We start from the raw sequence: 25,302 nt of genomic DNA, 5'->3' as shown, positions 1-25,302 counted from the left end.
GTGGCCCTGGCACTGAAAGTGATCCAGAACCTCAAAACTGACCCCTCGCGGGTCTCTGAAAATTGACCCCCAAAAGTCGGTTCAGTCCTGGTTTGCGCGGTTGCCCTTGGCGAGGAGTTCGCGTCGCTGACGGGTGCGATACGAATCGCCGGTGAGCGTGAGAACCTCAGCGTGATGGACCAGGCGGTCAATCATCGCGGCGGCCACGACATCGTCGGAGAAAGTCTCTCCCCAGCGCCCGAAGGGCAAATTTGAGGTGACCATCACCGAGCCTTGTTCATAGCGGGACGCTATGAGTTGGAAGAAGAGATTCGCGGCATCCTGATCGAACGGGATGTAGCCGACCTCATCGATAATGATCAGCTTGTAGCGGCGGATCTTCTTGAGCTCAGCTTCCAGGCGGCCGGCCTGATGGGCCTCACTGAGCCGGGAGATCCAGTTGCTCGCGGTGTCGAACAGGACCGAGTACCCTGAGTGGGCGGCCTTGACGCCGAGCCCGATGGCCAGGTGTGTTTTCCCAATTCCGGGCGGTCCAAGGAGAATTACGTTCTCTGCCTTCGCGACGAACGTGCCAGTCGCCAGATGTGCGAGAACATCCCGCCGCAGCGACGGCAGATGGTCGAGGTTGAAGTCCTCCAAGGTTTTGACCTGCGGGAAGTGGGCGGTGCGGATCCGCATCACGCTGCCCTTCGATTCCCGGTCGGCGACCTGCCGTTGCAACAGAGCGGCCAGGTATTCCTCGTGGGACCAGTTTTCATCCCTCGCCTGGGCGGCGAGGTCTTCCCAAGTGGCGCCGATCGTCGACATCTTGAGCACTCGGGTGAGATAGGCGAGCATCGACGGAAGCCCGTCCTTGTGCGTCGAACTGTCCTTGACTGCAGTGCTCATTCATTGCCCGCTTTCGTGGGTATGGGGTTGAAATCGACACCGAATAGGGCGTCGTAGTCGGGCAGGGCCCGCAGCGTGACGGCATGACCGTCGGGGTGGTGGCGTGTGGCGGCCTCGCGCTGCCGGCGGTCCAGGGCGAGGGCCTGGCGCATCCGCTGGGCGGTGGTCGCGTGGGCGGGGTCGGTGACCACGGCCTGCTTGGCCCAGGACCGCTGGTGACGTGCGACGACCTGCCCCTCGCAGAACACCGTCACCGTCTCCGGCGACGCGGTCACGTCCACGAACCGGCCGATCACCTGCGGGTCCACGGAATAGTCGACGGTGTCGACGCGGACGTAGTAGTCGCGGGCCAGACGAATCCGACGGTTCAGCCCTATCGGCGGGACGACGGGCGGCAGCGGAAGCATCGACAGGTAATCAGTCTCCAAGAGATCGGCCGGTCGGCCCTGAATCGAGCGGACCGTGCGCGAGTTGGCCCGCAGCAGCCAGTCGTCCAGCTGGTGATTGAAATCCTGTGGCGAGGCGAAGTGACGGCCCGGCAGGAACGAGGTCTCCAGGAACTGATTATTCCGCTCGACCATTCCCTTGTATTCAGGATCGCGGGGTGGCGCAAGTCTGATCCGGGTGGCCAGCGTCCCAGCGAAAGCCGCCGCGGGCGTCGTCACCCGACCAGTTCCGCCGATCGCCGATTCCCGGTCCCAGACCAGGGTTTTGGTGACCCGGCCGATCGCGCTGATGAGCGACCACATGCCCGACAGAATGTCGCCGCCCTGGCGGGACGGAATCATCGCCGCGGACAAGTACCGGGAGAAGCCCAGCGTCATGACCAGCACCGGCAGAATCCGCTCCTGTCCGGCAGCGACCGAAATTCTCGTCTCGGGAAACCACAGATCGCACTGAGTGATCTCGCCGGGTTCGTACTGGACACGGTCCACCGGGTCGATCCCCACATATTCCGGCCGCAGCAGAGCCAGCCGCTTCTTGAGTGGTGACATCGAGTACGGCCAGGCGATCCGTTCCGCGATGACCGGCGCCGGCATTCGCGGCCATTCCTTCAGCAAGGCCCGGATCTGCGGCTCGAAAGTATCCGCTACCGAACCCCTCGGCGCACGCTCGTACTTGGGCGGCCGGTCCGAGGACAACGCGGCACGAACCGTATTCCGGGCCACCCCCAAACGCCGCGCGATCTCCTTGATGGGCACGCCCTCCGCTCGATGCAGACGACGTATCTCGGCCCAGTCCTCCACCTTTAGCACCCTCCATGATCAACAAGGGGGGTCAACTTTCGGAAGACTCCTGGGGGTCAGTCTTCAGGAACCCGCGACACGAGACGCCACCCGCCTCACACTCACCAGTCGTCGTCGAAACCGCGTCGCCGCGGTGCCCGCGCTGGAGAGCGAGGAACGCACCCGTCCAAGGACCGTGCGAGCGCGCTCCTTGTCGCCTGCTCGTACCGCAACGCGGAGGACGGCGAGGAAGTTGGGCTCTTCGAGCTTGGTGCGAAGGTCGTCCACCCTAGCCCTGTCTCTTTTGCCACCGAGCCCGAAGAAGCCCCCGTCCTCCCGTGAGCCGGCCCGAGCTGGTGGACGTTCCGGAGCAGCCGGACTGACCACCCACTGAAGAAGGACCGCTTCATTCCCTCGCATCCCCTGGAGACAGGCGAGCAGGCTTGCCGAAGAAGCGACCGCGTCCACCACGGCCAGGCGACGGCGCGGGTTGGTCATAGCCAGCTCGACGCCCGCGCTCCATAGGTCCGGCGCTTCTTCTTCCCGCGCCGGCGTGACCGTAGATCCGGGGAACAGAGTGCGAAACTGCCCCGCCACATAGTCGGCCTGGCCTCGCGGCACCCGGCAGCGGTACGAGATACCCCGTTCGTCCGCCCGCACCTCGAAGACGACAGACGGGACACCAAGCAGCCGCCGCGGCCCACCGATGAACGTTCCGCTTAGCCTCGATCGTTCATGAGTCCTCGTCGGTTCGCTGACGGGGACTCCGCGTTTGTGTGGTGCGGTCTTTTCGGGGTTGGGGCAGGGCGAGGGTCCGGCTTTCGCGTCGGATGGGCGCCGGGTTCCACTTCGCCGGTGTGGTGGTGCGGGTCGTCGGGACGGTCGATGTGGCTGGTCAGCCGGGGTTCGGCAGGGCGTGGAGCCTGACGATCGCGTGGCTGATGACGGCGGTCCAGGGCCATCGGGTGGGCAGGCGGAGCCAGCGGCGGCGGCCGGTGTTCACGAGCTGCGCGGGGGCGGAGAACAGCCGCAGCCGGAGCTTCTTGGGCTCCCAGCGGCGGGCATCGCCGCTCAGTGCGAGCATCGGCATCCAGGCGAGGAGGTCGAGTGCGAGGGAGACGATCTCCAGCCAGATCCGGTTTTGTGCCGTGTCGTGCAGGGGCAGATTGCGCAGGCCGGTGGCGCGGGCGCCGCGGATGCGGTCCTCGCAGCGGGCCCGCCTGCGGTGACGCAGTTCGAGGTCGGCGAGCTGGCCGCCTTTGGTGTTGGTCGCGAAGCAGGTGAGCCGCAGTCCGTCGAGGTCGGTGAAGCGCAACTGTGCCCCGGGGTGCGGGCGTTCCTTGCGGACGATCAGCCGCATGCCCTTCGGCCAGGTGCTCAGGTCGGGCATGTCGGTGATCTCTGCGACCCAGGCTCCGGGCCGTTCGGTGCCGCCCGCGTCGTAGGCCGGTGTCCATGCCTTCTTCGGGATCTTCAGGACGGCCTGGTGGATGGCGTCGGTGATGGTCATTCCGACGGAATACGACAGCCACCGGCCGCGCCGGGAGAGCCAGTCGAGGAAGGCGTGGGTGCCGCCGCCGGAGTCGGTGCGGATCAGCGTCTGCCGTCCCCGCCGCAGGCGTTTGGGCAGCTGGGCCAGGGCGAGTTGGGCGGTCTCGATGTGATCGGCGGCGGTGTTGGAGCCCGCGTTGCCGGGCCGCAGCAGGGCCGCCACCGGCTCTCCGGACCCGGCTGGGCCGTGGTCGACGAACGCGACAAGCGGGTGATGGCCGAAGGTCTTCTTCCAGGTCGCGGTGGCGTCTTGTTTCTCGGAGTGGGCGAGGACCAGCACGCCGTCGATGTCCACGATCACCTGGCCGTCGGCGGCCGGACTGCTTGCCCCGGCCAACTCCCAGACTCGCTGACGTACTTCGGAACGCGCGCCGCGGATCGCTGCAAGAGCTTTCGGGCCGGACGCGGCGAGCGCGTCGACGAGGCGGGAGACGGTCGGATCGGAGGCCACCGGGCCGAACACCGCCGGCTCGGCCCGCAGCATGCCGACGTCGGCCAGACAGTCACCGCCGAGTGCGACGGCCAGCGCCACATCCAGCAGGATCTTGCCCGGATCGTGCACGGCCCGCCGCTTGCGCCACGGCGCCAGCGACGCGGATATCGCGGTGTCCAGGCCGGACCTGCGGACCGTCTCGACCAGCAGCACGGCCCCGGCCTGGGCAACAACTCCACGGCCGCCGCCCTCGACACGGACACGCGGGTACGACCCGCTACTCTTCTTCACCTGGAGAGTGCTTCTTTCCTTGCAGTGACAGGACCCTCGACAAGTCCCATCGTTGCAGGTCAGCAGCACTCTCCATTTATTTGATCAAGACTCGGACAGACCCACTCGCGAAAGCGCGAGGTTAGCGCGCGCAGGAAGGCGAGCACCTGGGCCTCGTTCAGGTCGACTGGGAAGGACAGCGAGAAAGCCATGCGCTCGGTCATACGACGGGCGCAGTTGATCGGAACGGCTCGACGAAGCGTTGGCGCAACCGCACCGTGATTTCTTCAGCGCTCAGGTAGTCGATCGGGGCTTCCTCCCCAAGCAGGTCGTAGACCGACCCTTGAGCCCCAAGACGCAGCGTCACCGCGTACGGCTCTGACCGGATACCGCGCTCCTGCTGTCGCAACGAGCGCGAGATCTTGAGGGTGGAGAAATCATCGAAGCGGAAGAGAACGACCTGAACACGCTCCCGCGCCTCATGGCTCAGTAGCTTGATGATCCGCCCGATACCGCGTTGCCATGGCTTCTTCGCTGCATCCATGCAGCCGCCTGCCGGATAGAGCGACACGAGACGACCATCACTCACCGCGCGTGCTGCTCGATCGAGCGACTCCATGTTGAGCGCGCGCAAGTCCGCTGCTGTCGGGAGCCCGCCACGAAGAAGCATGCGCCACCAAAGATCACGATTGAAGACGTTTGACCTGTCACCAGCGAGCGTCTGCGGGATGACGGGGAGCGGGATGTCTTCACCGCGCGAACCCAGCGAGCGGAAGAGACGAGCGTTCTTGGAAAACGGCTTTTGGATGAAATGGATGTCCTCACGAGGGAAGCCACCCAAGACGGCCAGCAGCGGCCCGACTTCGAAGCGGTCTCGATGGTCGCCGATAAGTAACGTGCCCGCACTCGCCTGGTTCCAGCCCGACACATCACCGACGACATGCACCGTGATGTTGGCGCGGCGGAACAGCACCGTGGTGGCGCTGGCGATACCACCCGTACTTCGCGCCAAGTGAACCGCCTGCCGTAGATAGGCAGGCTCTCGTCGAAGCGGTGGGTAAAGCGTATACTTGTAGTAGGAATTATGCGCCATGGAAAAACCCCACCTTCTCTTCATTCCTGGACTTGGCGATAGAGCCTGGCTGTATCACCTGGCGGCGCCCTTGTGGCGCTTGCTTGGGTACGTTCCGCACGTCTACTGCTTTGGGTGGACTGGCGATGCCTCGCAGCTCCAGGAGAAGCAAAGAGCGCTCTTGGTGTACGTCAACACCCTGCCATCCGGCCTGCTCTACGTTGTCGGGATGAGCGCTGGAGGTACTAGCGCGGTCAATCTCCTCATCGAGCGGCCAGATATTCGCCGTGTAGTAACCGTGGCCTCTCCGCTGAAGCCAAAGGACCACCCCACGAACCCGCTCCTCGAAGCCTCGATTGCTCAAGCAGACAATCACTTGAGCAATGGAGACGAGATGCTTCTAAGTAAGGTGGTCTCAGTGCATGGCGTCCACGATTGGCGAGTGCCCGTGGGTAAAAGCCAGCGGCCAGACATCCAAAGCGTTCAGCTACCGACGCTTGGTCACGGAGCGACCATATTTTTTGCAGTGACAGTGTTTGCCTTGAAGCTTCGTCAGCTCTTGCGGTCCGCGCCTACCACCGAGTGATCCTGAAGTACACGAAGCCCATGACAAGCACGATCGCCAGGCCACTGACGACGTAAGGAAGTAGGGGTTCAAGGGCGAGCCACAGCACGCGAATCGTGATGCCTGCCAGCAGAAGCAGCAGGAGGAAATTTCGGACCTTCCCCACGGGACGCCCTCTCGGGTAGGTGCCGCCGACTCACGAGCCGTGGCCGGCGGACGTTTGAAGGGGTGGATCTACGGCGCGGCCCCCCTCGCCGAAGGTCGCCGGGTGCAGGGGTGGCACTGGCCGGGAGGTGTTCTCGGCTGCCTTCCCCTGCGGAGAGTGAAGGTGACGACCTTCGGAAGGGGGCCCGGTCAGCAAGGATCAGCGGCGGTGACGTTGGGCGGCTTCGAGCATCTGACGCCTGACGTCGCGCTTACGGGCTCGCATCCTGGCGCGGACTTCAACGGACTCACGCCAGGGGTCGGGACGCTGGACGTTCCTCTTCTCGGTCACCTCGTCGTGGATGTAGCAACCGACGAGCAGACTGGAACCGAGGAGGATCATGATGGTCCGCTCCACCAGGTCAGCGAGGTTCATCAGAGACCGAGCCCATTGCCGAAGCTGCGGATGTCACGGGCGGTTTGTCGATTGAACTCGGCAACCAGCTTGCCCAGTTCCTGAGCGAGAAGCGGGTCATTGCCCGCAAGCTGTCGAGCCAGAGCCACCATGTCCGTCACGTCGTGCATGGCGGTCTCGGTCAAGTGCATCCGCAGTGCGGCCGTGGCCTGCTGCTTCCTCGCGTTGAACATCAGCTCAGCTGCCGCTCGCTCCTCGCGCTGTTGGAACTCACGCTGTACGGCGGACTGCTTGGGAGCGAGCCAACTGCGCCGCTCTTCTGGTTGGCCGTAGCCACCAAGTACCAGGTCATTGCCCATGTGGATCGGTTCCTTCATCCGTGCCAGGACAGCCCCGTAGAACGCAGCGTTCACGTAGGCCAGCCGCGGCGGGTGGGTCGATGGGCTCTAGGTTGAGTGCTCACTCAGGTTTCTGTCAAACCTCAATCTTGGCGGTGGCCCTACAGTGCACGTAAGATGACGTCATGACCGAGGAAGAGATGACCGCCAGACAGCGGGCAGCAGAGACGAAGCGCAGGCGAACACGACGGACGGTCGCACTGGCCGCACTCGACCTGTACGGCGAAGCTGACGATGGCGACTACACCCGTGAGCAGATCGCCGAAGCGGCTGACGTCAGCGTTGCCACCCTGTACAACCACTTCACGTACAAGTACGACATCCTGCAAGCAGCCCATGAACAGCTACTCGCGCCGGTTATCCAGCCGATCGTCAGGGGCGTGGAAGACGGCACTTACAACCCGTCAGATCCCATCGAGGAGCTGCTTCGGTATATGTACGCCGTCAATAAGCTGAGCTATGAGCATCAAGCGCTCACCATGGCTATGATCAAGGCGTATTTCGAAGTGCCGCGCAGTGACCGTTACATCACGGGAAAGGGCAATCGGCAAATCGGGAGCCATATCACGGACGGCATGGTATTGATTGTTCACAGGCGCGAGCCATTCAAGCACGTCGGGAACTATACTTGCGACGACCCGGATATTGTATACAGCTATACTGTTGAGTATCACGTTCGCTCGATGCTTCTGGAGCTGCGCGATTCATATGCTCTGCGTGACCTGCCAATGGCCGTCACGCAGGCAACGGCTGCCGAGCTCCTGCCCGCGATCCTGTCGAGCTTTGATGCGCCCGTCATCAGAGGGGCGCTCAATCTCCTAGAAGCTGTACAGCCAAGGGTCGATGAGTGGTACGAGAAGCTGAAGCAACGCGACGACCTGGCGGGTTGGTAGGTCGCCTCGATCACACCACAACTTGCCCCGCTTCCAAGAATGCTGCCGTCAAAGAAACCCCGCGATCCCTACGGGATGCGGGGTTCTTTCTTTTCCGCACTCACGCTAATCGCCGTAATTAAACTGCTTAACCTTGCATTTTGAATCAAATCCTTCATAGTAAGTCTTGGCGAAATGCAATTTCTGTTTCGTCAAGGCATCGTTACCTATGAAGGGAACCACCTTGAGCTTCGACGGATACGATCTGTTTGGTAACAAGACGGACGGCCGAGACATCAACCTCACGGACGCCATCACCGGTGGCTCATCCGCCACCGAACTCCGCCGCACTTTCCCGGCCCGGCCGGTAAGGAGTGGTGACGGACTCACCAACCTGCGTTCGACCGCCGACAAGATGCGTGAAGACGGCCCGGTCGGCGTCTCCCTGGCGAGGACGCTCGACGAGTTCGGCGACTTCGCCGAGGGCGTCATCTCGGACTGCAACGCCACGCTCAACCGCTGACGCAATCGCGTCATTCACCTCGCACAATCACAGCGAAGAACGCCCTGCGTCCGCTGTCGGTCGCGGGGTGTTCTTTGTTTCTAAGAGTAATTGCATTTTTATACAAAATGTGTTTAAATATACACAGATTGCCGCAAAGGCAATAGTCCTCTCTCTATCTCGGATGCGGCGCCCCGCTAAGTAATTCCTTAGTTGGCGACGCGCCCCATCCGAGCAATATTGGAGAGACGCGTGTCAACAGAAGAACTCGGCCCCCGTCAGAAGGCGGCGGCCACCAAGCGTGCCCGGACTCGAAAGATGATCCTGGACGCAACCCGCCCGTTCTGCGACGAGCATGACTATCACGGAATCACCCGTGAGCAGGTTGTAAAAGCGGCGGGGGTCAGCATGGCCACGCTGTTCAATCACTTTCCATTGAAGCGGCTGTTGGTCGTAGCAGCCTATGAAGCTGAACTTCTGCCGTTCATCGAGCGTGCAGATGAAGCCGTCGCCGCAAACGGAAAGACTGATGAAGCTCTCGCGAACTTCGTGCGCGAGCTGGCGGTCTTGCTGACCGATCACCCCACGCTATGCAGGGCACTTCTGCCCGTCGGGCGTGAAGAAAACCCTGCCGATCAGTACCATCCGATCTTTCACAGGCTTGTGGAAGTCTTCGGAAAGCTGATCGAAGCGCACTGGAAAGGTGAGCATCGTTATGGGCGGGAGCCGTCAGACTCCGCCCGCTATCACCTAACCAGCCTGCTCGGAACTATCTCACCGCCCAGCCCTCCACAGCCCGCCGAGGAGTCCAGCCGCTTCGCGCTGATGTCGATCCTGTAGACGACACGCCACACCCCGCAACCCAAACGGAAACGCCCCGCGCTTCCCGTAAGGGTGGCGGGGCGTTTTCATATCCGGGGATTGTGTCGCCTGGAACCGTCCGACCTACCAGCAGCCGGCCACCGATCCTAGGTTGTATCGGTCATCCGCACCGAGACCATCGCATCGACTGTCGTCTTCAAGAGCTGGTCGAACAGCGCTGAACGCGCCTGTTCTTCAACCGGCCCCCGCTCCGCCCGGATGTCCGTCGGTAGGACGAGGGGCGTGTGCTCCTGGTCGAAAGGGGGCGACTCCACCGGCAAGCCGAGGGGCAGTTCAGCCCAGACGACCTTGCCGCCAACGTGCGGACGGTAGACGTTCCACCGCTTCGCAAGTTGCTCGACCAAGAGCAAGCCGCGCCCACCTTCGGTCTCAGGGTTGGGATTCTTCCGTACCGGCACCCCTTGCATTCTGTCCCAGACCTCGACGTACAGGCTGGCCTCGATAGCCCGAAGCTGTATCCCGATGACGTGCTCGGCGGTGATCTGCCACGACTTCGGGTCTGTGTCCGTGATGCCGCTAGCCCGGACAGAGTTCGTCACAAGCTCACTCATGATGAGCGCCGCTGTGTCGATGTGGTCTTCGAGGTGCCACCGCGTCAGCGTGTGCCGCACGAACATCCGCGAGCACGAAACGGCGGTTGGTACGGCGGTCAGTCGCAGCGAGGCAGCTAGGAGAGGGATCGGGTTCACGGTGTCGGCGCTCATGACGCAGCACCCCTCGGCTGTCCGACGGTGCTTTGGATGACCCACAACCGTGCGCCCAGCTCGCGCTCGATGTGGTCGCGCATGGCAGCTTGCAGGCCAGGCAGCCGGGCGAAGTGCCACAAGGACGGCACGATTACGTTCTTGACGTCGGCGGTCTTGAGCGCATCGACCAAGGCGAAGAAGGCCGACTCATCACGGGCGTCGAGTCGCTCGATGAACAGCCGCTCCAGCTCGAACCCCTCGCGGGTGGCGTAGGTCGCCAACTCCCGTTGGATGGTCTCGTTTTCGTCTGGGTCGTCACTTGCGGCGAGCCGCATATAGCCGAACATGGCAGGTCGCATCCGTTCCTCCGGGGGAGTGGAACGGTTGACGAGCGGTGGCACGGGGTTCCATCCGCTCGCCAACCTGCCAACCAGAGAAGCGGTTTGACCTGCGCAAACACCACAGCAAAGGTGACGCACGCATGACGCATCCGTGTGGCATTCCCAGGTCTGGCCTGCACAGATGCCCCGTGCGCCGCTACGGTGGTAATTCGCCCCATGCACTGGAGGGATGGGCGATGGCAGCGAAGCGCATACGCCTAGCTCAACGTCGCAAAGCGGCAGGCTTCACGCAAGAGGGGCTTGCCGAGTATCTAGGCGTCGAGCGTTCAACGGTAGGTCGCTGGGAGAGCGCCGACACGGAGCCGCAAGCTTGGTTACGGCCAAAACTGGCGCGCGCACTCAAGGTGTCGAGCCAGGAGCTTCAAGCGCTCCTGGACGACGTGACCGCCACCGACGTTCGCCCCAGTGAGCGGATGACGTATGCCCTGGAGAACCCAGCGTCGGCCGACCTCATGGTGGTCGCTTACCTCCACGAGCAGCTGCGCAAGCTCGATGAGTCCTACGACCAAGAAGCATCGACGGCGCTGCTTGGTCGTGCCGGTCAGCTCCACGGCCAGGTGCGGTTCCTCCGTGAGAACGCCACCAACCCTCGGGTGCGTCGTGCGCTCTACGCGGTCGAAGCCGACTCAGCGACGTTCATGGGACAGCTGGTGTGGGACGTCAGCCAGCGTCGCGACCACCGTGCGCCGATCCAATACTTCAAGGAAGCGGTCGGCGCAGCGAAGCACGCCCGAGACCCCTCGACCGAGGCGTACGCGACGCTCCGCATGAGCTTCGTCGCGCTCTACGGCGAGAAGAACCCGACGAGAGGTGTGACGCTTGCCGAGCAGGCCGCGGAGGCCGCCAAGCTGGCCAGCCCGTCACTGACTGGTCTCTCGCTTCTTCATGTCGCCGAGGGGTATGCCATGACCGGCGCGCTTCCCGAGTGCGAGGACGCGCTGAAGAAGGCCGAGATCCAGTTCGACCGCTTCCACCCTGACGACATCGCCGCGCCGTACTACACAGTCAACGAGTTCAACCGGCTCGCCGGATCGTGTTACCTATTCCTCGATCTGCCGGAGCGGGCCGAACCCATCCTCCGTATGACTTCGCGGGCACTGGCAGCCAAGAAGAAGAGCCAAGCCATCGCGCTGGGCAACCTGGCCTTGGCGCTCATCCGTCAAGGCAAGCTGGATGAGGCGGCGAGCGTCATGCACCGCACCATTGATGCCGTCGAGCTGACGCGCGGCGGAGGCGGTCTTAATCTGGCGTTCTCTGCTGGGCGTGAGCTACGGCAGTGGAGGAACGAGCCGTGGGCGCAGGAGATCAACGACAGGTTGCTTGCGCTCATGGCCATATAGAACAGGTGGGGCGTGACGAACATCGACCAGGCCAAGCAGGCCGTACGCGAGCGAGTGTGGCGACGACTCATTGACGGTGGCGGCGCTACCTCCGACTCGTACGGAAAGATTCCCGGTTTCTACGGGACTGAGGGGACCGCTGAGCAACTGGCCGGGCTGGATGAATGGCAGCGAGCCACGACCGTCAAGGCGAACCCTGACTGGGCACAGCTTCCCGTGCGTGTTCGTGCCCTGAATGACGGCAAGCGCGTCTACATGGCTGTGCCGCGTATGGCGTCACTCGAACCCTTCTACCTGCTCGACCCCAAGAACCTCGGGCTTCCACCGGAGGAGGCCGCCGAGAAGAAGGGAGCGGCCCAGGTTGCCCGGCGCGTCGGCGTGGACGACATGCGACCGATCGACATCGTCGTCTGCGGCAGTGTGGCCGTGAACCGCTCCGGTGCCCGCATCGGCAAGGGTGCCGGGTACTCCGACCTTGAAGTGGCGCTTCTCATCGAGGCCGGCCTCGTCACTGAGTCGACCGTGATTGTCGCGCCCGTCCACGCGCTCCAGGTCATCGAGGACGACATCCCCGAGACTGAGCACGATTTCTCGGTGGACTACATCGTCACGCCCGACGAGGTGATCCCCTGCCCCAACCGTCGACGTCCGCACGGCTTGGTATGGGAGGACCTCACACCCGAGAAGATCGCGGCGATTCCGGTACTGGCGCGGCGGAGGGCTGCGCGGTAGGCACAGCCCTTCACTGGCTCAGGCGGTCTTCCCGATGGGACGCTCGTCGTGCACGGGGTCTGCCTGCTTCGGCAAGGCGGTCACCTTCTTCATGCGCGGGTCCTTGCCGAAGAACTTGCGGTACTTCTCGACCGTGCCGATCTCCTTGATGATCTTCGCCACCCAGGCATCGGTGTACAGGTAGGTGCTGACCGGCTCGTCGTAGATGCAGTAGCGCGCATCGGTGATGCACGGGTCGGCACTTCCCACAGCCGGACGGACGCCGAGTCGTCGCCACATCTCGGTGTGCTCACCGTGGACACTGAAGCAGAACGGCAGCTCGGCCTCGACGCGTTCGGCGACGACCGATGCCCGGAGCTTCGCCGGGTTCATCGTCTCGACGTGCTTCACCTTGGTGATGACCGTCCCGGTACGCCCCGCCTTGGTCATGACCGCGCGCTCACTGTCGGTCAACTCGTCCAAGTTGACGAAGTTGACCGCCAGGTCGGCATCCGTCTTCTTGCCGACGATGGGCACCAGCCGCACCCGGTAGTCGTACTTCAGATCATCCAGTACGTCCGAGTCGATGGCAGCCTCGAACTTCGCCACCAGGTCGCGGGTCTTCTTCGGCAGCTTCTTCGCCGCGTCCTGGAGCTGCTCGCGACCCTCGGCGGTGAGCGTCTGGAGGGCGATCGGGAAGCGGAGCTGATCAGCGAGGCTGAAAGCGGGGCCGAAGTGGTCCACCATCTCCTGCTCGTAGTTCATGACGAGCGCCTGCGCCCTGCCGCCGGTCACGATCTTGAGGTTGTGCTCGTACCGGTGCTCCACCTTGTTGCGGAGCGCCACGAAGAGCTCGGCGTTCAAGCGCACCGGGTCGGCACTGTTGGTGTAGCGCTGCTTCAGGCACCACTCCAGATCCCACGCCTTCGGCTCGCCGTCGATCAGCTTGTGCTGACCAGTCTGGGCGTCCTTGTAGTGGTAGTCGATCTTGGCTTTGTGGAACTCCGCATGAAGCAGGTAGTGCCACGCCTTGTGCATGTGGGTGAGGAAGTCGCTGTAGTTGCCACTTGAACAGTTCCACTCGTCAACTGCCTTGAGGGCGTGCCGCTGCGACTCGATGAGGATGTGCTTCCAACGGGCGTATGCCATGTCGTGCGTCCTTCGCGTTCATAAGAAGGATCACACTTACGGTCGTCCCGGGACAAGCAGGATTCCCATGACCTGTCAGGAAAGACGAGGGAATCAACCGTCACAAGATCATTTACGTGGACGAGTCGGCCGCTCGTCGAGATCAGCCGTTTCCCATGTGCAAGATCATCCGATTGGATCGGTCGCGCTTCCAGGTGGTGGCCTGCGGGTCGCCCCTCGTGCCTCCGGGGCATCGGAGCGGGCGGCGCGAGGCAGTGGCCCTGAGCTGCAAGGGCGCCCATCTAGCAAGATCGACAAGGGGTGTCGGGCCCGGAGCGGAGCGGCCGAAGTGGATCATGGTCGAGGGGTAGTTGTAACCGCATTGAGACCGCTGGGATTCGGCAGCACCCACACGCGCGTGTCCCCGATGACCCGCTCCTGCGGACCCACTGCGGCCTTGCGGTCGTCGAAGGCCGCCCGATAGGCGGTCACGCCCACCACCGCCAGCCAGCGGGGCTTCAGCAGCGTCACCTTCTCCGCCAGCAGCCGTCCGCCCTCCCGGTACTCCTCGGCGCTCAGCTCGTCGGCCCGGGCGGTCGCCCGGGCCACCACGTTCGTGATGCCGAGCCCGTGGGACAGCAGTTCCCGCTGCTCCGCCGGCTTCATCAGCCTCGGTGTGAAGCCGGAGAGGTGCAGCACCGGCCAGAAGCGGTTGCCGGGGCGGGCGAAGTGGTGGCCGGTCGCCGCCGTCAGCAGGCCCGGGTTGATGCCACAGAACAGGACGCGCAGGCCGCCCGCGACGACGTCCGGTACGAGACGGTCGCGGGCGGCCTCCAGCTCCGCCTGGGTGAAGCGGGGCGAGCGGGTCAGAGGATCGCTCCCGGGGTGTAGCCGGCCGCCTCCGGCCGCTGCTTCACGATCTCCTCGACACGGCCGACGACCGTGGCCACCTGCGCGGCGGCGGCACCCGTGAAGGACAGCTTGTCGGCCATCAGCGTGTCCAGCTGCGCGCGGTCGAGCGGGAGGCGCTCGTCGGCGGCCAGCTTGTCCAGCAGCTCGTTGCGCTCGGCGCCCCGCTCGCGCATCGCCAACGCGGAGGCGACCGCGTTCTCCTTGATCGCCTCGTGCGCGACCTCACGGCCGACGCCCGCGCGCACCGCGCCCATCAGCACCTTGGTGGTGGCGAGGAACGGCAGGTAGCGGTCCAGCTCGCGGGCGACGACGGCCGGGAAGGCGCCGAACTCGTCGAGCACCGTCAGGAACGTCTCCAGCAGACCGTCCAGCGCGAAGAACGCGTCCGGCAGCGCGACCCGGCGCACCACCGAGCAGGACACGTCGCCCTCGTTCCACTGGTCGCCGGCCAGCTCGCCGGTCATCGACGCGTAGCCGCGCAGGATGACCATCAGGCCGTTGACGCGCTCGCAGGAGCGGGTGTTCATCTTGTGCGGCATCGCCGAGGAGCCGACCTGGCCGGGCTTGAAGCCCTCGGTCACCAACTCGTGCCCGGCCATCAGCCGGATCGTCTTCGCCAGCGAGGAGGGAGCAGCCGCGAGCTGCACCAGCGCCGTTACGACCTCGTAGTCCAGCGACCGCGGGTAGACCTGGCCGACGGACGTGAACGCCTGCGAGAAGCCCAGGTGACCGGCGATCCGGTCCTCCAGTTCGGCCAGCTTCGCGGCGTCGCCGCCCAGCAGGTCCAGCATGTCCTGCGCCGTGCCGACCGGGCCCTTGATGCCGCGCAGCGGGTAGCGGCCGAGCAGTTCCTCGACCCGGCCGTACGCGACGAGCAGCTCGTCGGCGGCGGTGGCGAACCGCTTGCCGAGAGTGGTGGCCTGCGCGGCCACGTTGTGCGAGCGGCCGGCCATGACCAGCTCGCCGTACTCGCCGGCCAGCTTGCCCAGGCGCGCCAGGACGGCCACCGTACGGTCGCGCACGAGCTCCAGCGACAGCCTGATCTGCAGCTGCTCGACGTTCTCCGTCAGGTCGCGGGACGTCATGCCCTTGTGGACCTGCTCGTGCCCGGCGAGGTCGTTGAACTCCTCGATGCGGGCCTTCACGTCGTGCCGTGTGACCTTCTCGCGCTCGGCGATCGATGCCAGGTCGACGGTGTCCAGGACACGCTCGTAGTCGGCGATCGCCGCGTCCGGCACCTCGATCCCGAGGTCCTTCTGGGCCTTCAGCACGGCGAGCCAGAGCTGACGCTCCAGCTTCACCTTGTGCTCGGGCGACCAGAGCGTGGCGAGCTCGGCGGAGGCGTAGCGTCCGGCGAGGACGTTGGGGATGCGGGGCTTGGCGGGAGCGGAAGTCACGTGTAGGGATTCTACTGGCGATTCGTGCAGGCCAGCGCCACCGTCCCGTTCGGCGGAACCTACGAGACGGACGTCACCCCGCGGTGGTGGACGTCGTCCTGCGGTGGTGGACGTCGCCCTGCCGAGGCGGACGTCGCCCTGCCGAGGCGGACGTCACCCCGCGGTGTCGGGCCGCACCTCGTACGGCAGCAGGTCGGGGCGCTTCGGTGGCAGGCCGTCGCCCGAGGAGCGGCCCGTCAGACGGCGGCCGATCCACGGGAGCAGGTACTGCCGGGCGAACCGCGCGTCCGCGACGCGCCGGGCGGCCCAGCCCGGGGGCGGCGTGGCCGGCATCGGCGTGTGCCACTCGGTGTCCTCGGGGTCGTGGCCGAGGGTCTGCCAGACGGCCTCGGCGACCCGGCGGTGTCCCTCGGCGCTCAGGTGCAGCCGGTCGACGTCCCACAGGCGCGGGTCGCCGAGCGACGGCGCGCCGTACAGGTCGACGACGAGCGCGCCGTGCCGATCCGCCAGCTCCTCGACGCACACGAACAGCTCCTCCATGCGCGGCCGGAACCGCTCCAGGACCGGCCCCTGCCGGCCCGGGCTGCGCATCAGCACGAGCTGCTTGCAGGACGGGGCCAGGCGCTCCACGGCCTCCGTCAGCAGGCCCTTGACCCGGCCCATGTCGCACTTGGGGCGCAGGGTGTCGTTCAGGCCGCCGACCAGGGTGATGACGTCGGCGCCCATCGCCGCCGCCACCGGCACCTGCTCGTCGACGATCTGCCCGATCAGCTTGCCGCGCACGGCCAGGTTGGCGTAGCGGAAACCGGGGGTGCGCGCGGCCATCCGCGCGGCGAGGAGGTCCGCCCAGCCCCGGTAGGAGCCGTCGGGCAGCAGGTCCGACATGCCTTCGGTGAACGAGTCGCCGATCGCGACCAGGCTGGTGTGTGTGGGGTTCGTCTGCATGGCGACATAGATGGTAGCCCGAGTCGCATACCCAGCGGTCGGTCATCTCTGGTCCGCGGTCACCTCTGGTCCGTCCACTTGCCGGTCCTCCGGTTCGTCCGTGGTCTCACGTCTGCTGTCCGAACAGCTCCCGCAGCACGTCCTCCATGGTCACGAGGCCGGCCAGCCGCCCGTCGGAGCCGAGCACGGCCGCCACGTGCGTACGGCTGCCGCGCATCGCGGTGAGGACGTCGTCCAGCGGCGTCGCCTCCCGCACGCGCGCGATGGGCCGCATGTCCCGCGGCCGGAACGGCGTGTCCCGAGGCGAGGCGTCGAGGGCGTCCTTCACATGCAGGTAGCCGACGATCCGGCGTCCCTCGTCCACCACCGGGAAGCGGGAGAACCCGGACTCGGCCGCGAGTTGCTCCAGCTCCTCCGGAGTGACGCCCACGCGCACGTGGACGACCCGTTCCAGCGGCAGGACGACGTCCCGCACCGGGCGGCGGCCCAGCTCCAGGGCGTCGTGCAACCGCTCCTGGGCGCGGTCGTCGATGAGGCCCGCCTCGCCGGCGTCCCGCACGATCTGGGCCAGCTGGGCGTCCGAGAAGGCCGCGGCGACCTCGTCCTTCGTCTCGATCCGCATCAGCTTCAGCAGACCGTTCGCCAAGGCGTTGATCGCGAAGATCACCGGCCGAAGCGCCCGGGCCAGGGTGACCAGCGGCGGGCCCAGCAGCAGTGCGCTGCGCACCGGCTCGGCGAGCGCGATGTTCTTCGGCACCATCTCGCCGAGCAGCATGTGCAGATAGGTGGCGAGGGCCAGCGCGATCACGAAGGACACCGCGTGTCCGGCGCCCTCGGGCACGCCCACCGCGTGGAACACCGGCTCCAGCAGATGCGCGATGGCCGGTTCGGCGACCACGCCGAGGATCAGCGTGCACAGCGTGATGCCGAGCTGAGCGGCCGCCATCAGCGCGGACACGTGCTGCAGTCCCCACAGCACGCTCTTGGCGCGCCGGTCGCCCTGTTCGGCGTACGGCTCGATCTGCGAGCGGCGCACGGAGATCAGCGCGAACTCGGCGCCGACGAAGAACGCGTTGACGACGAGGGTCGCCAGGGCGATCAGCAGCTGGACGGCGGTCACTTCGCGGCCTCCTGTCCGAAACTCCCGGAGGACGTGGCAGGTGGCGCGTGCAGCAGCACGCGCGCGGCCCGGCGGCCGGAGGCGTCCACCACGTCCATGCGCCAGCCGACGACCTCGACGGTGTCGCCCTCGGCCGGTATCCGGCCCAGCTCGGTGGCGACCAGACCGGCGAGCGTCTCGTACGGCCCCTCGGGGGTGTGCAGGCCCACCCGCGCGAGTTGGTCGGTGCGGGTGGCGCCGTCGGCCGAGAACAGGGCGCGGCCGTCGTCGTCCGTGCCGGCGGGCGCCAGGTCGGGCGTCTCGTGCGGGTCGTGCTCGTCACGGACCTCGCCGACGACCTCCTCGACGATGTCCTCCAGCGTCGCCACGCCCGCCGTGCCGCCGTACTCGTCGATGATCACGGCCATCGTCCGCTTGCCGGACAGCCGGTCCAGCAGCCGGTCCACGGTCAGCGACTCGGGTACGAGGAGGGGTTCGCGCATGATCTCCGCGACGGGCACCCGCACGCGGCGCTCCGCCGGGATCGCCAGCGCGTCCTTGATGTGCGCGGTGCCGACCACCGCGTCGAGGCCGCCGCGGTACACGGGGAAGCGGGACAGGCCCGTCGCCCGGGTCGCGTTCGCCACGTCCTCGCAGGTCGCCGTCGCGTCCAGGGCGATGACCTGGACGCGCGGGGTCATCACGTTCTCCGCGGTCAGGTCTGCCAGGTTCAGCGTGCGCACGAACAGCTCCGCGGTGTCCGCCTCCAGGGCGCCCTCCCTGGCGGAGTGCCGGGCCAGGGCCGCGAGCTCCTGGGGGCCGCGCGCGGCGGCGAGTTCCTCGGTGGGCTCCACACCGAAGCGACGCACGACGCGGTTCGCGGTGTTGTTGAGGTGGCTGATGAAGGGCCGGAAGGCGGCGCTGAACCAGCGCTGCGCGTTGCCCACTGTCTTGGCGACCGTCAGGGGGGAGGAGATCGCCCAGTTCTTGGGCACGAGCTCGCCGACGACCATCAGGAACACCGTCGACAGGGCCGTGCCCAGCACCAGGGCGACGGAGCTCGACGTGGTGCTCGACAGACCGAGCGACTCCAGCGGCCCGGCGATCAGCTTGGCGATCGACGGCTCGGACAGCATGCCGACCACCAGGTTGGTGACGGTGATGCCGAGCTGGGCGCCGGAGAGCTGGAAGGTGAGGTTCCGTACGGCCTTGAGCGCCCCGGCCGCGCCGCGCTCGCCGCGCTCCACCGCCCGCTCCAGCTCGCTGCGCTCGACGGTGGTCAGCGAGAACTCGGCCGCGACGAAGGCGCCACAGGCGAACGACAGCAGGATCGCCACCAGCAGCAGGAGCACTTCGGTCATCGGGTCACCTCCGTCCCATGGTCGGACAGGGCAGGGAGGATCGCGCGATGTCGTCGCGGACGGGTACTGGGAGGCTCGCCCATGGGCGGACGCTCACACCTTTCAACGGTCGTTGCGAATTCGGCGGAGGACCGTGCCGGTTCACACGGTCCCCCAATGGTAAAGGATCAGCAAAGGAGCCTTTGCGGGGTCCCGGTCAGTGCCTGAGCGGCTTCACCCGGCGCCTCCACTTCTCCTCCGGCGCATACCCCGCCGCGCGCCGGGCATGGTGCGTCGTTTCGGCGCGGGTGAGCGTCCCCGCGTCCCCGCGTCGCCGGTCCAGCCGCACGCATGGGAGTCCTGCGCGCGCTCAAAGCGGCTTGATCCAGCGTCGCCAGTGGTCCTCGCGGTGGTAGCCCGTCGCGGCCCACGCGTGGTGTGCCCGTTCGTTGGCTTCCAGGACCATGGCGTCGACGCGTCGCCCGCCGAGGGCGGCGAAGCGCTGTTCGGCTGCTTCGAGCAGGGCCGTGGCGATGCCCTGCCGGCGGTGGTCCGGGTGCACGGCCAGCCGGTAGGCGGAGCATCGCCAGCCGTCGAAGCCGGCTATCACCGTTCCCGCGACATGGCCGTCGCGCTCCGCGAGGAGGAGGGCTTCGGGGTCTCGTGTGATGAGCCGGGCCACTCCGTCGTGGTCGTCGCTGATGCTCGTTCCTTCCGCGGCTTCGCGCCAGAACCGCAGCACGGTGTCGATGTCCGAGAGGGTGGCGTGGCGGATGTGGAGATCACTCATGGGCCGAGCCAAGCAGAGCGCCGGCCCTTGTGGCGAACGGTTTCCGGGCCGGGGAATCGAGCAATGAGTCACGTGATCGACACCTCGCGGCAGGTGGCCGCGGCCACCGTCACCGGACCGCGCCGGGGCTGTACTGCGGAGGTGGTGTCCGCGGCGGCGGTCCGCGGACACCACCTCCTCCTGAGGGCGCCGGTCAGCCCAGGGCGATCGCGAAGACGTGCATGGTGTTCTGGCCCGCCCCCACCCCTGTGCTGATGGCGGGCAGGGTGACATACGCGGGCGTCCTGCCCTCCCGCAGGGTGACCGTGCTGCCGTACACGCCGACCTTGCGGACGGTCTGACCGGTTCGGGTGTTGAGGTACGTGGGGCCGGCGACCAGCCCGCCCTCCCTCGGCCGGCCTGTTGTCCCACCAGTCGGCGAAGGCCGGGGTGAACTCCTGCGTCGTGCCGTCGGTGCAGGTCACCGTGGCGATGTCCGAGGCCGGCCCGTTGGTGGCGGTGCCCAGGAAGCCGAGCAGGTCCTGACGTTCGACGCACTGGGAAGCTGCTTCGTCCAACTACGCGTCGTCGCGCGCGGGGCGGGCCTCGGACCGTGCGGTGACGTTCCGATCAGACTCCGGTCGGACGACGAATGCGTAAGCGGGTGTACGGAGACCGTCCGGTGCCGTGGCGCGGAGGCGGCACCGGACGGCGGGCGCTCAGGTGCCGATATTGGGCTGAGGGTCGCTGTACTGCTTCAGCAGGGCGGGCACGTCGGCCGCCGGGTCGAGCGTGTAGGAGTAGTGGCTGCCCGGGTCGAAGGTGGTGCCGTTGGTCTTCTGGTCGCCCGTGCAGTTGACGACGATGCTGCCCGTCTGGGTCAGGGACGCCGCTGTGGTGTCGTAGGTGTACGGGTCGTTCACGTTCTCGTAGTAGGTGTTCTCGATGACCGTCTTCGACGCGCCGCGAGAGGTTGCCGTACGAGGTGATGTCGCGATGGTGTTGTGGTCGATCCAGATGGCGGCACCCGTGGCTCCGTCTCGCGCGGCCGGGCCGACTTCCTTTCCGTGAAAGGAAGTCGGCCCAGGCGCTCGCACGGTGATCCGTACGGCGGCGTCGCCCCCTCGTGTTCCGCGTGTACGTGGCCGAAGGGGACGGCTTCACTCGTGCGCGATCGCCGCCAGCACGTTCATCCGGGAGGCTCGCAACGCCGGCAGCAGCGCCGCCACGACGCCGACGACCGCCGAGCCCACGACGACCGCGACGATCGTGCCCCACGGGATCGCGAGGGCCTTCATGCCCTGCAACTCCAGCACCTGTTGTATGCACACGCCCCACACCAGGCCGAGCGCCAGCCCCAGCACCGCGCCGAACACAGCGATCACCACCGACTCCAGCCGGATCATCCGGCGCAACTGCCGCCGGGCCAGCCCGATGGCGCGCAGCAGCCCGATCTCCCGGGTCCGCTCCACCACCGACAGCGCCAGGGTGTTCACCACGCCGAGCACCGCGATGACGATCGCGAGCCCGAGCAGCGCGTACACCAGGTACAGCAGGACGGCGATCTGGTCGTGCACGAGCTTCTTGTAGTCGGCCTGGTCACGGACCTGCACCTGCGGATACGCGTCCAGCGTCTTCTCCAGCCGAGGACGCAGCTGGTCGCCCGTGGTGCCGGAGCCCGCGTTCACGTACAGCGCGGAGTCCTGCCCGCCGGGCACGTACTTCTCGACGGTCGCGATCCCGAAGAACAGCCCGCCCTGCATCCCGAACCCCTCGGCGCCGTCCTGGTCGGTGAGCGCGCCGACCTTCAGCGATGTCGTCCGGTCGCCGGGGAACTCCACCGGGAGTACGCGGCCGAGCCGCACCCCGTGGTCCTTGGCGAAGTCGACGTCCATGCCGATGGCGCCGTCGGCCAGTACCGCCGCCGAGCTCCCCTCGGCGTACGTGATGTGCGATACGTCGTCGACCTGGTCGTCGTAACCGGCGGCGGTCGTCTCGACGCGCTTGCCGTCGGGCAGTCGTACGGCGATCGGTGCGAACCGCTGCCGTACGACGAGGCCGACGCCCTGGGTGCCCTTCACGGCGTCCGTGACCTCTTTGGAGAACGGGGTGAAGTTGGCGTTCTGGATGACGAAGTCGGCGCCCAGCGTTCTGTCGATCTGCTGGTCGAAGGACTTGGACATGGAGGCGCTCGCCACCGACATCCCGCCCACCAGGGCGAGGCCCACCATCAACGCGGCCGCCGTGGCGCCCGTACGGCGCGGGTTGCGCAGGGCGTTGCGCTGGCTCATCCGGCCGACAGAGCCGAACAGCGCCGGGAACGCGCCGCCGAGGACGCGGATCACCGGGCGCACCAGGATCGGGCCCGCGACGACGGTGGCGATGAGCGTGAGGACCACGCCCAGACCCAGCAGAGAGGCCGCCGTCGCCGTCTTCGACGAGGTCACGCAGCCCACGAGCGCGGCCACGCCCAGTGCTCCGACGACCGCGCCCACCGCCGCGCGCACCTTCAGCGGCCGGCCCACCCCGGCGGCGTCCGCGTCCGCCAGGGCCGCCATCGGCGACACGGTCCCGGCGCGCCGGGCCGGGAGGTAGGCCGCCACGAAGGTGACGCCGACGCCGACCACGTACGCCGACACCGGGGTCGCCCAGCCGACGACCATCTCCGTGGTCTTCAGGTTCATGCCGAACGCGCTCATCAGCTTGATCAGACCGGCCGCGAGTGCGATGCCGGCGGCGAGACCGAGTGTCGAGCCGACGACGCCGAGCAGCACCGCCTCGGCGAGCACCGAACGCCGCACCTGACGGCGGTCGGCGCCCAGGGCGCGCAGCAGACCCAGCTCACGGGTGCGCTGGGCGATCAGCATCGAGAACGTGTTGACGATCAGGAACACGCCGACCAGGACGGCGATCCCGGCGAAGCCGAGCATCACGTACTTGATGACGTCGAGGAAGCCGCCCAGGGACTCCGCCGACGACTTCGCCTGCTCGTCGGCGGTCTTCACGTCGTACGGCCCGGTGCCGATCGCGGCGGCGACACGCTGCTTGAGCACGGCGTCGCTCACGCCGTCGGCCGCGTCGACGGAGATGCTCGTGGCCTTGTCCGCCGAGCCCAGGAGCTTCGTGGCAGCCGTCTCGGGGTCGAGGAAGACCAGGGCCGCGCCCGGGTTGGTGGTGGTGAACGTGGCGATGCCGACGATCTCCACCTTGAACGAGCCCGGCTGGGCCATCACGGTGAGCGTGTCGCCGATCTTCACGTGCTTCTTGTCGGCGGTGTCGGCGTCGAGTATGGCCTCGCCGGCGCCGCGCGGGGTGTGGCCGGAGGTCAACTTCACGGGGCTGCGGTCGGTGATGTACCAGTCGGTGGCGATGGTGGGCGCACCCGTGGTCGGTCCGACGGACTCGTTCTCGCTGTCGACGATCGTGATGTTCTCCACGCCCACGTCCGGGTGGGTCGACGCGACCCCGTCCACGCGGGCCAGCTGCCCGGCGAGGGCGGCGGGCACGGTCTGGACGGCGCCCGTTGGCACGGAGGAGCCGAGGTCGTCCCGGGGCTCGACCGTCACATCCGCCGCCGTGGAGGCGAAGAGCCGGTCGAAGGTGCGGGTCACCGTGTCCGAGAAGATCAGGCTCCCCGCGACGAACGCCACCGACAGGACGACGGCCAGCGCGGACAGCAGCAGCCGGCCCTTGTGCGCGAGAAAGCTTCGCAGTGTCGCCTTCAGCACCGGGTCAGTCCTCCTCGGGGGCGCCGTCGGACAGGGCGCGGGTGACGTCGAAGCGCTTCATGCGTTCCAGCACCGCCTCCGCGGTGGGCCGTTCCATCTCGTCCACGATGCGCCCGTCCGCGAGGAAGAGCACCAGGTCGGAGTGGGCGGCGGCGCCCGGATCGTGGGTGACCATGACGACGCTCTGGCCGAGATCGTCCACGGCCTGGCGCAAGAAGGCGAGCACCTCCAGGCCCGCCCGCGAGTCCAGGTTGCCGGTCGGCTCGTCGGCGAAGATCAGCTCGGGCCGGGAGGCGAGCGCCCGGGCACAGGCCACGCGCTGCTGCTGGCCGCCGGACAACTGCGACGGCCGGTGCTTGAGCCGGTCCCGCAGACCCAGGGTGTCGATGACCTGGTCCAGCCACTTCTGGTCGGGCTTCTGACCCGCGATGTCCATGGGCAGGGTGATGTTCTCGGCCGCGTTGAGCGTCGGGATCAGGTTGAACGACTGGAACATGAACCCGATCCGGTCGCGCCGCAGCCGGGTCAGGTCCCGATCCTTCAGCCCCGTGATCTCGGTGTCGCCGAGCCACACCTGACCGGCCGAAACGGTGTCGAGGCCGGCCAGGCAGTGCATCAGGGTGGACTTCCCGGAGCCGGACGGCCCCATGACGGCGGTAAAACGGCCGCGCGCGACGTCCACGTCCACCGAGTCCAGGGCGAGCACCGTGGTCTCGCCCGAGCCGTACGCCTTGGTCAGACCGCGGGCGCGGGCCGCGATCCCGTCGGCCGAGGCCAGACCGGGGGCGTGCTCCGCAGCAGGTGTGGACAAGGCTGCCTCCTCGCTTGCGTGGACGGGCCGACTACGTGCCGATACCCCTGCCCGGCCGAGCGTAGTGTGACCCGGCGCACACCGCGTAACCCTTAACGATTCCTGGCCGCCCTTGCCGCTGCTAGCATCCCGGCGCTAGCGTCGAGGTATGGCGAAGACCCAGCTGAACGTACGCGTGGACGAGGGCACGGCCCGAGCCGCCCGCGAGCGGGCCACGGCCCGCGGCATGAGCGTCAACCGCTACATAGAAGAGCTGGTCAGACAGGACGCCGGGGAAATCGGCCACACGTTCGTCGAGGCCGCCAGTGACTTCATGAAGCAGTACGAGGCCGTCTTCGTGGACGAGTTCGGCGCGGAACGCGAGGGCGCCACGCGCGAGACCGGTACACGTGAGGCCGGTACATCCGAGGCCGGTACGCGCGAAGGTCGCCGCTGATCTCTTGAGCGACCTTCGCATCGACCTCGCCTGGCTCCTCATGCTCGCCGAACAGAAAACCCCGGGAGACCCCCAGGTCACCGACTGGGGGGCGCTGGTCGCGGCCGTGGCACGCCACCAGGCCGAGATATTCGACGTCCCCGTCTACGACGACCCGCAGGCCCGCGCCGCGGCCCTGCTCCAACTCCTCATCCACGTCCCCGCGCTGGAGCGCTCCAACGCCCTGTTCGCCTGCGCCGTCGCGTACGCCTATCTCGTCGCCAGCGGCCTGAAGGTCGCCACCTCGCCCGAACAGGTCCGCGACCTGGCCCGGCTGGTGAAGAACGGGGAGGCGTCGCTGGCCGACATCGCGCGGGAACTGCGCCAGTGGAGCCTGTGAGG

General features: G+C 66.8%; 27 protein-coding genes. 8 read left to right on the top strand and 19 right to left on the bottom strand.

All coding sequences use genetic code 11. The features are described from left to right. Positions 1-81: 81 nt before the first annotated feature. The 4 genes from istB to OG289_RS08115 all read right to left on the bottom strand — a co-directional run bounded on the left by istB (position 82) and on the right by OG289_RS08115 (position 5,461). A complete protein-coding gene (gene istB, locus OG289_RS08130) occupies positions 82-888 on the bottom strand; it encodes an IS21-like element helper ATPase IstB (protein ID WP_327313330.1) in 807 nt (268 codons plus the stop codon). Beyond that, positions 885-2,144: an IS21 family transposase gene (istA, locus tag OG289_RS08125; RefSeq protein WP_327313329.1), complete on the bottom strand. Its 1,260-nt coding sequence runs from the start codon at positions 2,142-2,144 to the stop codon at positions 885-887. Before istA ends, istB begins: the two co-directional genes overlap by 4 nt. 865 nt (positions 2,145-3,009) lie before the next feature. Beyond that, a complete protein-coding gene (locus OG289_RS08120) occupies positions 3,010-4,389 on the bottom strand; it encodes an IS1380 family transposase (RefSeq protein WP_327313328.1) in 1,380 nt (459 codons plus the stop codon). A gap of 199 nt (positions 4,390-4,588) precedes the next feature. Next, positions 4,589-5,461, bottom strand: a complete 873-nt coding sequence (locus tag OG289_RS08115) for a hypothetical protein (RefSeq protein ID WP_327313327.1) — start codon at positions 5,459-5,461, stop codon at positions 4,589-4,591. Here OG289_RS08115 and OG289_RS08110 point away from each other — a divergent pair. Further along, the gene (locus tag OG289_RS08110) at positions 5,460-6,026 is read left to right on the top strand and encodes an alpha/beta hydrolase (protein WP_327313326.1); all 567 of its coding nucleotides are present in this window, start codon (positions 5,460-5,462) and stop codon (positions 6,024-6,026) included. The genes OG289_RS08115 and OG289_RS08110 overlap by 2 nt on opposite strands. Positions 6,027-6,369: 343 nt before the next feature. Here OG289_RS08110 and OG289_RS08105 read toward each other — a convergent pair whose 3' ends face one another. Next, positions 6,370-6,585, bottom strand: a complete 216-nt coding sequence (locus OG289_RS08105; RefSeq protein ID WP_327313325.1) for a hypothetical protein — start codon at positions 6,583-6,585, stop codon at positions 6,370-6,372. Continuing rightward, positions 6,585-6,941: a hypothetical protein gene (locus OG289_RS08100; RefSeq protein ID WP_327313324.1), complete on the bottom strand. Its 357-nt coding sequence runs from the start codon at positions 6,939-6,941 to the stop codon at positions 6,585-6,587. The genes OG289_RS08105 and OG289_RS08100 overlap by 1 nt, the downstream gene beginning before the upstream one ends. Before the next feature lie 146 nt (positions 6,942-7,087). On the opposite strand from OG289_RS08100, the gene OG289_RS08095 reads away from it, so the two are divergent. The 3 genes from OG289_RS08095 (at position 7,088) to OG289_RS08085 (ending at position 9,176) form a co-directional block, all read left to right on the top strand. After that, positions 7,088-7,855, top strand: a complete 768-nt coding sequence (locus OG289_RS08095) for a TetR/AcrR family transcriptional regulator (protein ID WP_327313323.1) — start codon at positions 7,088-7,090, stop codon at positions 7,853-7,855. Positions 7,856-8,078: 223 nt separating this feature from the next. Then, entirely contained in the window at positions 8,079-8,357 is a 279-nt protein-coding gene (locus OG289_RS08090) for a hypothetical protein (RefSeq protein ID WP_327313322.1), read from the top strand. A 231-nt stretch (positions 8,358-8,588) separates the two neighbouring features. Beyond that, the gene (locus OG289_RS08085) at positions 8,589-9,176 is read left to right on the top strand and encodes a TetR/AcrR family transcriptional regulator (protein WP_327313321.1); all 588 of its coding nucleotides are present in this window, start codon (positions 8,589-8,591) and stop codon (positions 9,174-9,176) included. A 128-nt stretch (positions 9,177-9,304) separates the two neighbouring features. On the opposite strand, the gene OG289_RS08080 is transcribed toward OG289_RS08085, so the two are convergent. Together OG289_RS08080 and OG289_RS08075 are read right to left on the bottom strand one after the other, a co-directional pair. After that, the gene (locus tag OG289_RS08080) at positions 9,305-9,922 is read right to left on the bottom strand and encodes an ATP-binding protein (RefSeq protein ID WP_327313320.1); all 618 of its coding nucleotides are present in this window, start codon (positions 9,920-9,922) and stop codon (positions 9,305-9,307) included. Beyond that, positions 9,919-10,251: a recombinase family protein gene (locus OG289_RS08075; RefSeq protein ID WP_327313319.1), complete on the bottom strand. Its 333-nt coding sequence runs from the start codon at positions 10,249-10,251 to the stop codon at positions 9,919-9,921. The genes OG289_RS08080 and OG289_RS08075 overlap by 4 nt, the downstream gene beginning before the upstream one ends. Before the next feature lie 230 nt (positions 10,252-10,481). On the opposite strand from OG289_RS08075, the gene OG289_RS08070 reads away from it, so the two are divergent. After that, positions 10,482-11,645, top strand: a complete 1,164-nt coding sequence (locus tag OG289_RS08070; protein WP_327313318.1) for a helix-turn-helix transcriptional regulator — start codon at positions 10,482-10,484, stop codon at positions 11,643-11,645. Positions 11,646-11,657: 12 nt separating this feature from the next. Further along, positions 11,658-12,377, top strand: a complete 720-nt coding sequence (locus OG289_RS08065) for a 5-formyltetrahydrofolate cyclo-ligase (RefSeq protein WP_327313317.1) — start codon at positions 11,658-11,660, stop codon at positions 12,375-12,377. Positions 12,378-12,395: 18 nt separating this feature from the next. Here OG289_RS08065 and OG289_RS08060 read toward each other — a convergent pair whose 3' ends face one another. The 11 genes from OG289_RS08060 to OG289_RS08005 form a co-directional block, all read right to left on the bottom strand. After that, positions 12,396-13,505, bottom strand: coding sequence for a DUF3644 domain-containing protein (locus OG289_RS08060; protein WP_327313316.1), 1,110 nt, complete (start codon positions 13,503-13,505; stop codon positions 12,396-12,398). Between the two features lie 333 nt (positions 13,506-13,838). Continuing rightward, positions 13,839-14,354: a G/U mismatch-specific DNA glycosylase gene (gene mug, locus OG289_RS08055; protein ID WP_327320617.1), complete on the bottom strand. Its 516-nt coding sequence runs from the start codon at positions 14,352-14,354 to the stop codon at positions 13,839-13,841. Further along, positions 14,351-15,793 carry an adenylosuccinate lyase gene (gene purB / locus OG289_RS08050; RefSeq protein ID WP_327313315.1) on the bottom strand — a complete coding sequence of 481 codons (1,443 nt, stop codon included), beginning with the start codon at positions 15,791-15,793 and terminating at the stop codon, positions 14,351-14,353. Before purB ends, mug begins: the two co-directional genes overlap by 4 nt. Before the next feature lie 153 nt (positions 15,794-15,946). After that, positions 15,947-16,738 (bottom strand): SGNH/GDSL hydrolase family protein, encoded by a 792-nt coding sequence (locus OG289_RS08045; RefSeq protein ID WP_327313314.1) that lies wholly within the window; start codon positions 16,736-16,738, stop codon positions 15,947-15,949. Positions 16,739-16,844: 106 nt separating this feature from the next. After that, positions 16,845-17,858 carry a hemolysin family protein gene (locus OG289_RS08040; RefSeq protein ID WP_327313313.1) on the bottom strand — a complete coding sequence of 338 codons (1,014 nt, stop codon included), beginning with the start codon at positions 17,856-17,858 and terminating at the stop codon, positions 16,845-16,847. After that, entirely contained in the window at positions 17,855-19,198 is a 1,344-nt protein-coding gene (locus OG289_RS08035) for a hemolysin family protein (protein ID WP_327313312.1), read from the bottom strand. The genes OG289_RS08040 and OG289_RS08035 overlap by 4 nt, the downstream gene beginning before the upstream one ends. Positions 19,199-19,547: 349 nt before the next feature. Then, complete coding sequence (locus OG289_RS08025; protein ID WP_327313311.1) at positions 19,548-19,967, bottom strand: GNAT family N-acetyltransferase; 420 nt, start codon at positions 19,965-19,967, stop codon at positions 19,548-19,550. Positions 19,968-20,160: 193 nt separating this feature from the next. Continuing rightward, on the bottom strand, positions 20,161-20,286 hold the full coding sequence (locus OG289_RS08020; RefSeq protein ID WP_327313310.1) for a hypothetical protein: 126 nt from the start codon (positions 20,284-20,286) through the stop codon (positions 20,161-20,163). A gap of 379 nt (positions 20,287-20,665) precedes the next feature. Beyond that, on the bottom strand, positions 20,666-21,043 hold the full coding sequence (locus OG289_RS08015) for a hypothetical protein (protein ID WP_327313309.1): 378 nt from the start codon (positions 21,041-21,043) through the stop codon (positions 20,666-20,668). A 63-nt stretch (positions 21,044-21,106) separates the two neighbouring features. Continuing rightward, positions 21,107-23,674, bottom strand: coding sequence for an ABC transporter permease (locus OG289_RS08010; RefSeq protein WP_327313308.1), 2,568 nt, complete (start codon positions 23,672-23,674; stop codon positions 21,107-21,109). A gap of 4 nt (positions 23,675-23,678) precedes the next feature. Beyond that, complete coding sequence (locus tag OG289_RS08005; RefSeq protein ID WP_327313307.1) at positions 23,679-24,485, bottom strand: ABC transporter ATP-binding protein; 807 nt, start codon at positions 24,483-24,485, stop codon at positions 23,679-23,681. 148 nt (positions 24,486-24,633) lie between these two features. On the opposite strand from OG289_RS08005, the gene OG289_RS08000 reads away from it, so the two are divergent. Both OG289_RS08000 and OG289_RS07995 read left to right on the top strand, forming a co-directional pair. Further along, positions 24,634-24,921, top strand: coding sequence for a toxin-antitoxin system HicB family antitoxin (locus OG289_RS08000; protein WP_327313306.1), 288 nt, complete (start codon positions 24,634-24,636; stop codon positions 24,919-24,921). A 4-nt stretch (positions 24,922-24,925) separates the two neighbouring features. Continuing rightward, entirely contained in the window at positions 24,926-25,300 is a 375-nt protein-coding gene (locus OG289_RS07995) for a fic family toxin-antitoxin system, toxin component (protein WP_327313305.1), read from the top strand. The last annotated feature ends 2 nt before the right edge of the window (positions 25,301-25,302 follow it).

This window comes from Streptomyces sp. NBC_01235 (assembly GCF_035989285.1).
Taxonomy (GTDB): domain Bacteria; phylum Actinomycetota; class Actinomycetes; order Streptomycetales; family Streptomycetaceae; genus Streptomyces.
The sequence above is the reverse complement of the archived record's forward strand: the minus strand, read 5'-3'. Positions and strand labels throughout refer to the sequence as shown.

Excerpts from the sequence above, each read along its gene's own strand:
- istB (WP_327313330.1), bottom strand. The coding sequence starts at position 888 with ATGAGCACTGCAGTCAAGGACAGTTCGACGCACAAGGACGGGCTTCCG.
- OG289_RS08110 (WP_327313326.1), top strand. The coding sequence starts at position 5,460 with ATGGAAAAACCCCACCTTCTCTTCATTCCTGGACTTGGCGATAGAGCC.
- OG289_RS08115 (WP_327313327.1), bottom strand. The coding sequence starts at position 5,461 with ATGGCGCATAATTCCTACTACAAGTATACGCTTTACCCACCGCTTCGA.
- OG289_RS08105 (WP_327313325.1), bottom strand. The coding sequence starts at position 6,585 with ATGAACCTCGCTGACCTGGTGGAGCGGACCATCATGATCCTCCTCGGT.
- OG289_RS08100 (WP_327313324.1), bottom strand. The coding sequence starts at position 6,941 with ATGAAGGAACCGATCCACATGGGCAATGACCTGGTACTTGGTGGCTAC.
- OG289_RS08095 (WP_327313323.1), top strand. The coding sequence starts at position 7,088 with ATGACCGAGGAAGAGATGACCGCCAGACAGCGGGCAGCAGAGACGAAG.
- OG289_RS08080 (WP_327313320.1), bottom strand. The coding sequence starts at position 9,922 with ATGAGCGCCGACACCGTGAACCCGATCCCTCTCCTAGCTGCCTCGCTG.
- OG289_RS08075 (WP_327313319.1), bottom strand. The coding sequence starts at position 10,251 with ATGTTCGGCTATATGCGGCTCGCCGCAAGTGACGACCCAGACGAAAAC.
- OG289_RS08070 (WP_327313318.1), top strand. The coding sequence starts at position 10,482 with ATGGCAGCGAAGCGCATACGCCTAGCTCAACGTCGCAAAGCGGCAGGC.
- OG289_RS08060 (WP_327313316.1), bottom strand. The coding sequence starts at position 13,505 with ATGGCATACGCCCGTTGGAAGCACATCCTCATCGAGTCGCAGCGGCAC.
- OG289_RS08045 (WP_327313314.1), bottom strand. The coding sequence starts at position 16,738 with ATGCAGACGAACCCCACACACACCAGCCTGGTCGCGATCGGCGACTCG.
- OG289_RS08035 (WP_327313312.1), bottom strand. The coding sequence starts at position 19,198 with ATGACCGAAGTGCTCCTGCTGCTGGTGGCGATCCTGCTGTCGTTCGCC.
- OG289_RS08025 (WP_327313311.1), bottom strand. The coding sequence starts at position 19,967 with ATGAGTGATCTCCACATCCGCCACGCCACCCTCTCGGACATCGACACC.
- OG289_RS08000 (WP_327313306.1), top strand. The coding sequence starts at position 24,634 with ATGGCGAAGACCCAGCTGAACGTACGCGTGGACGAGGGCACGGCCCGA.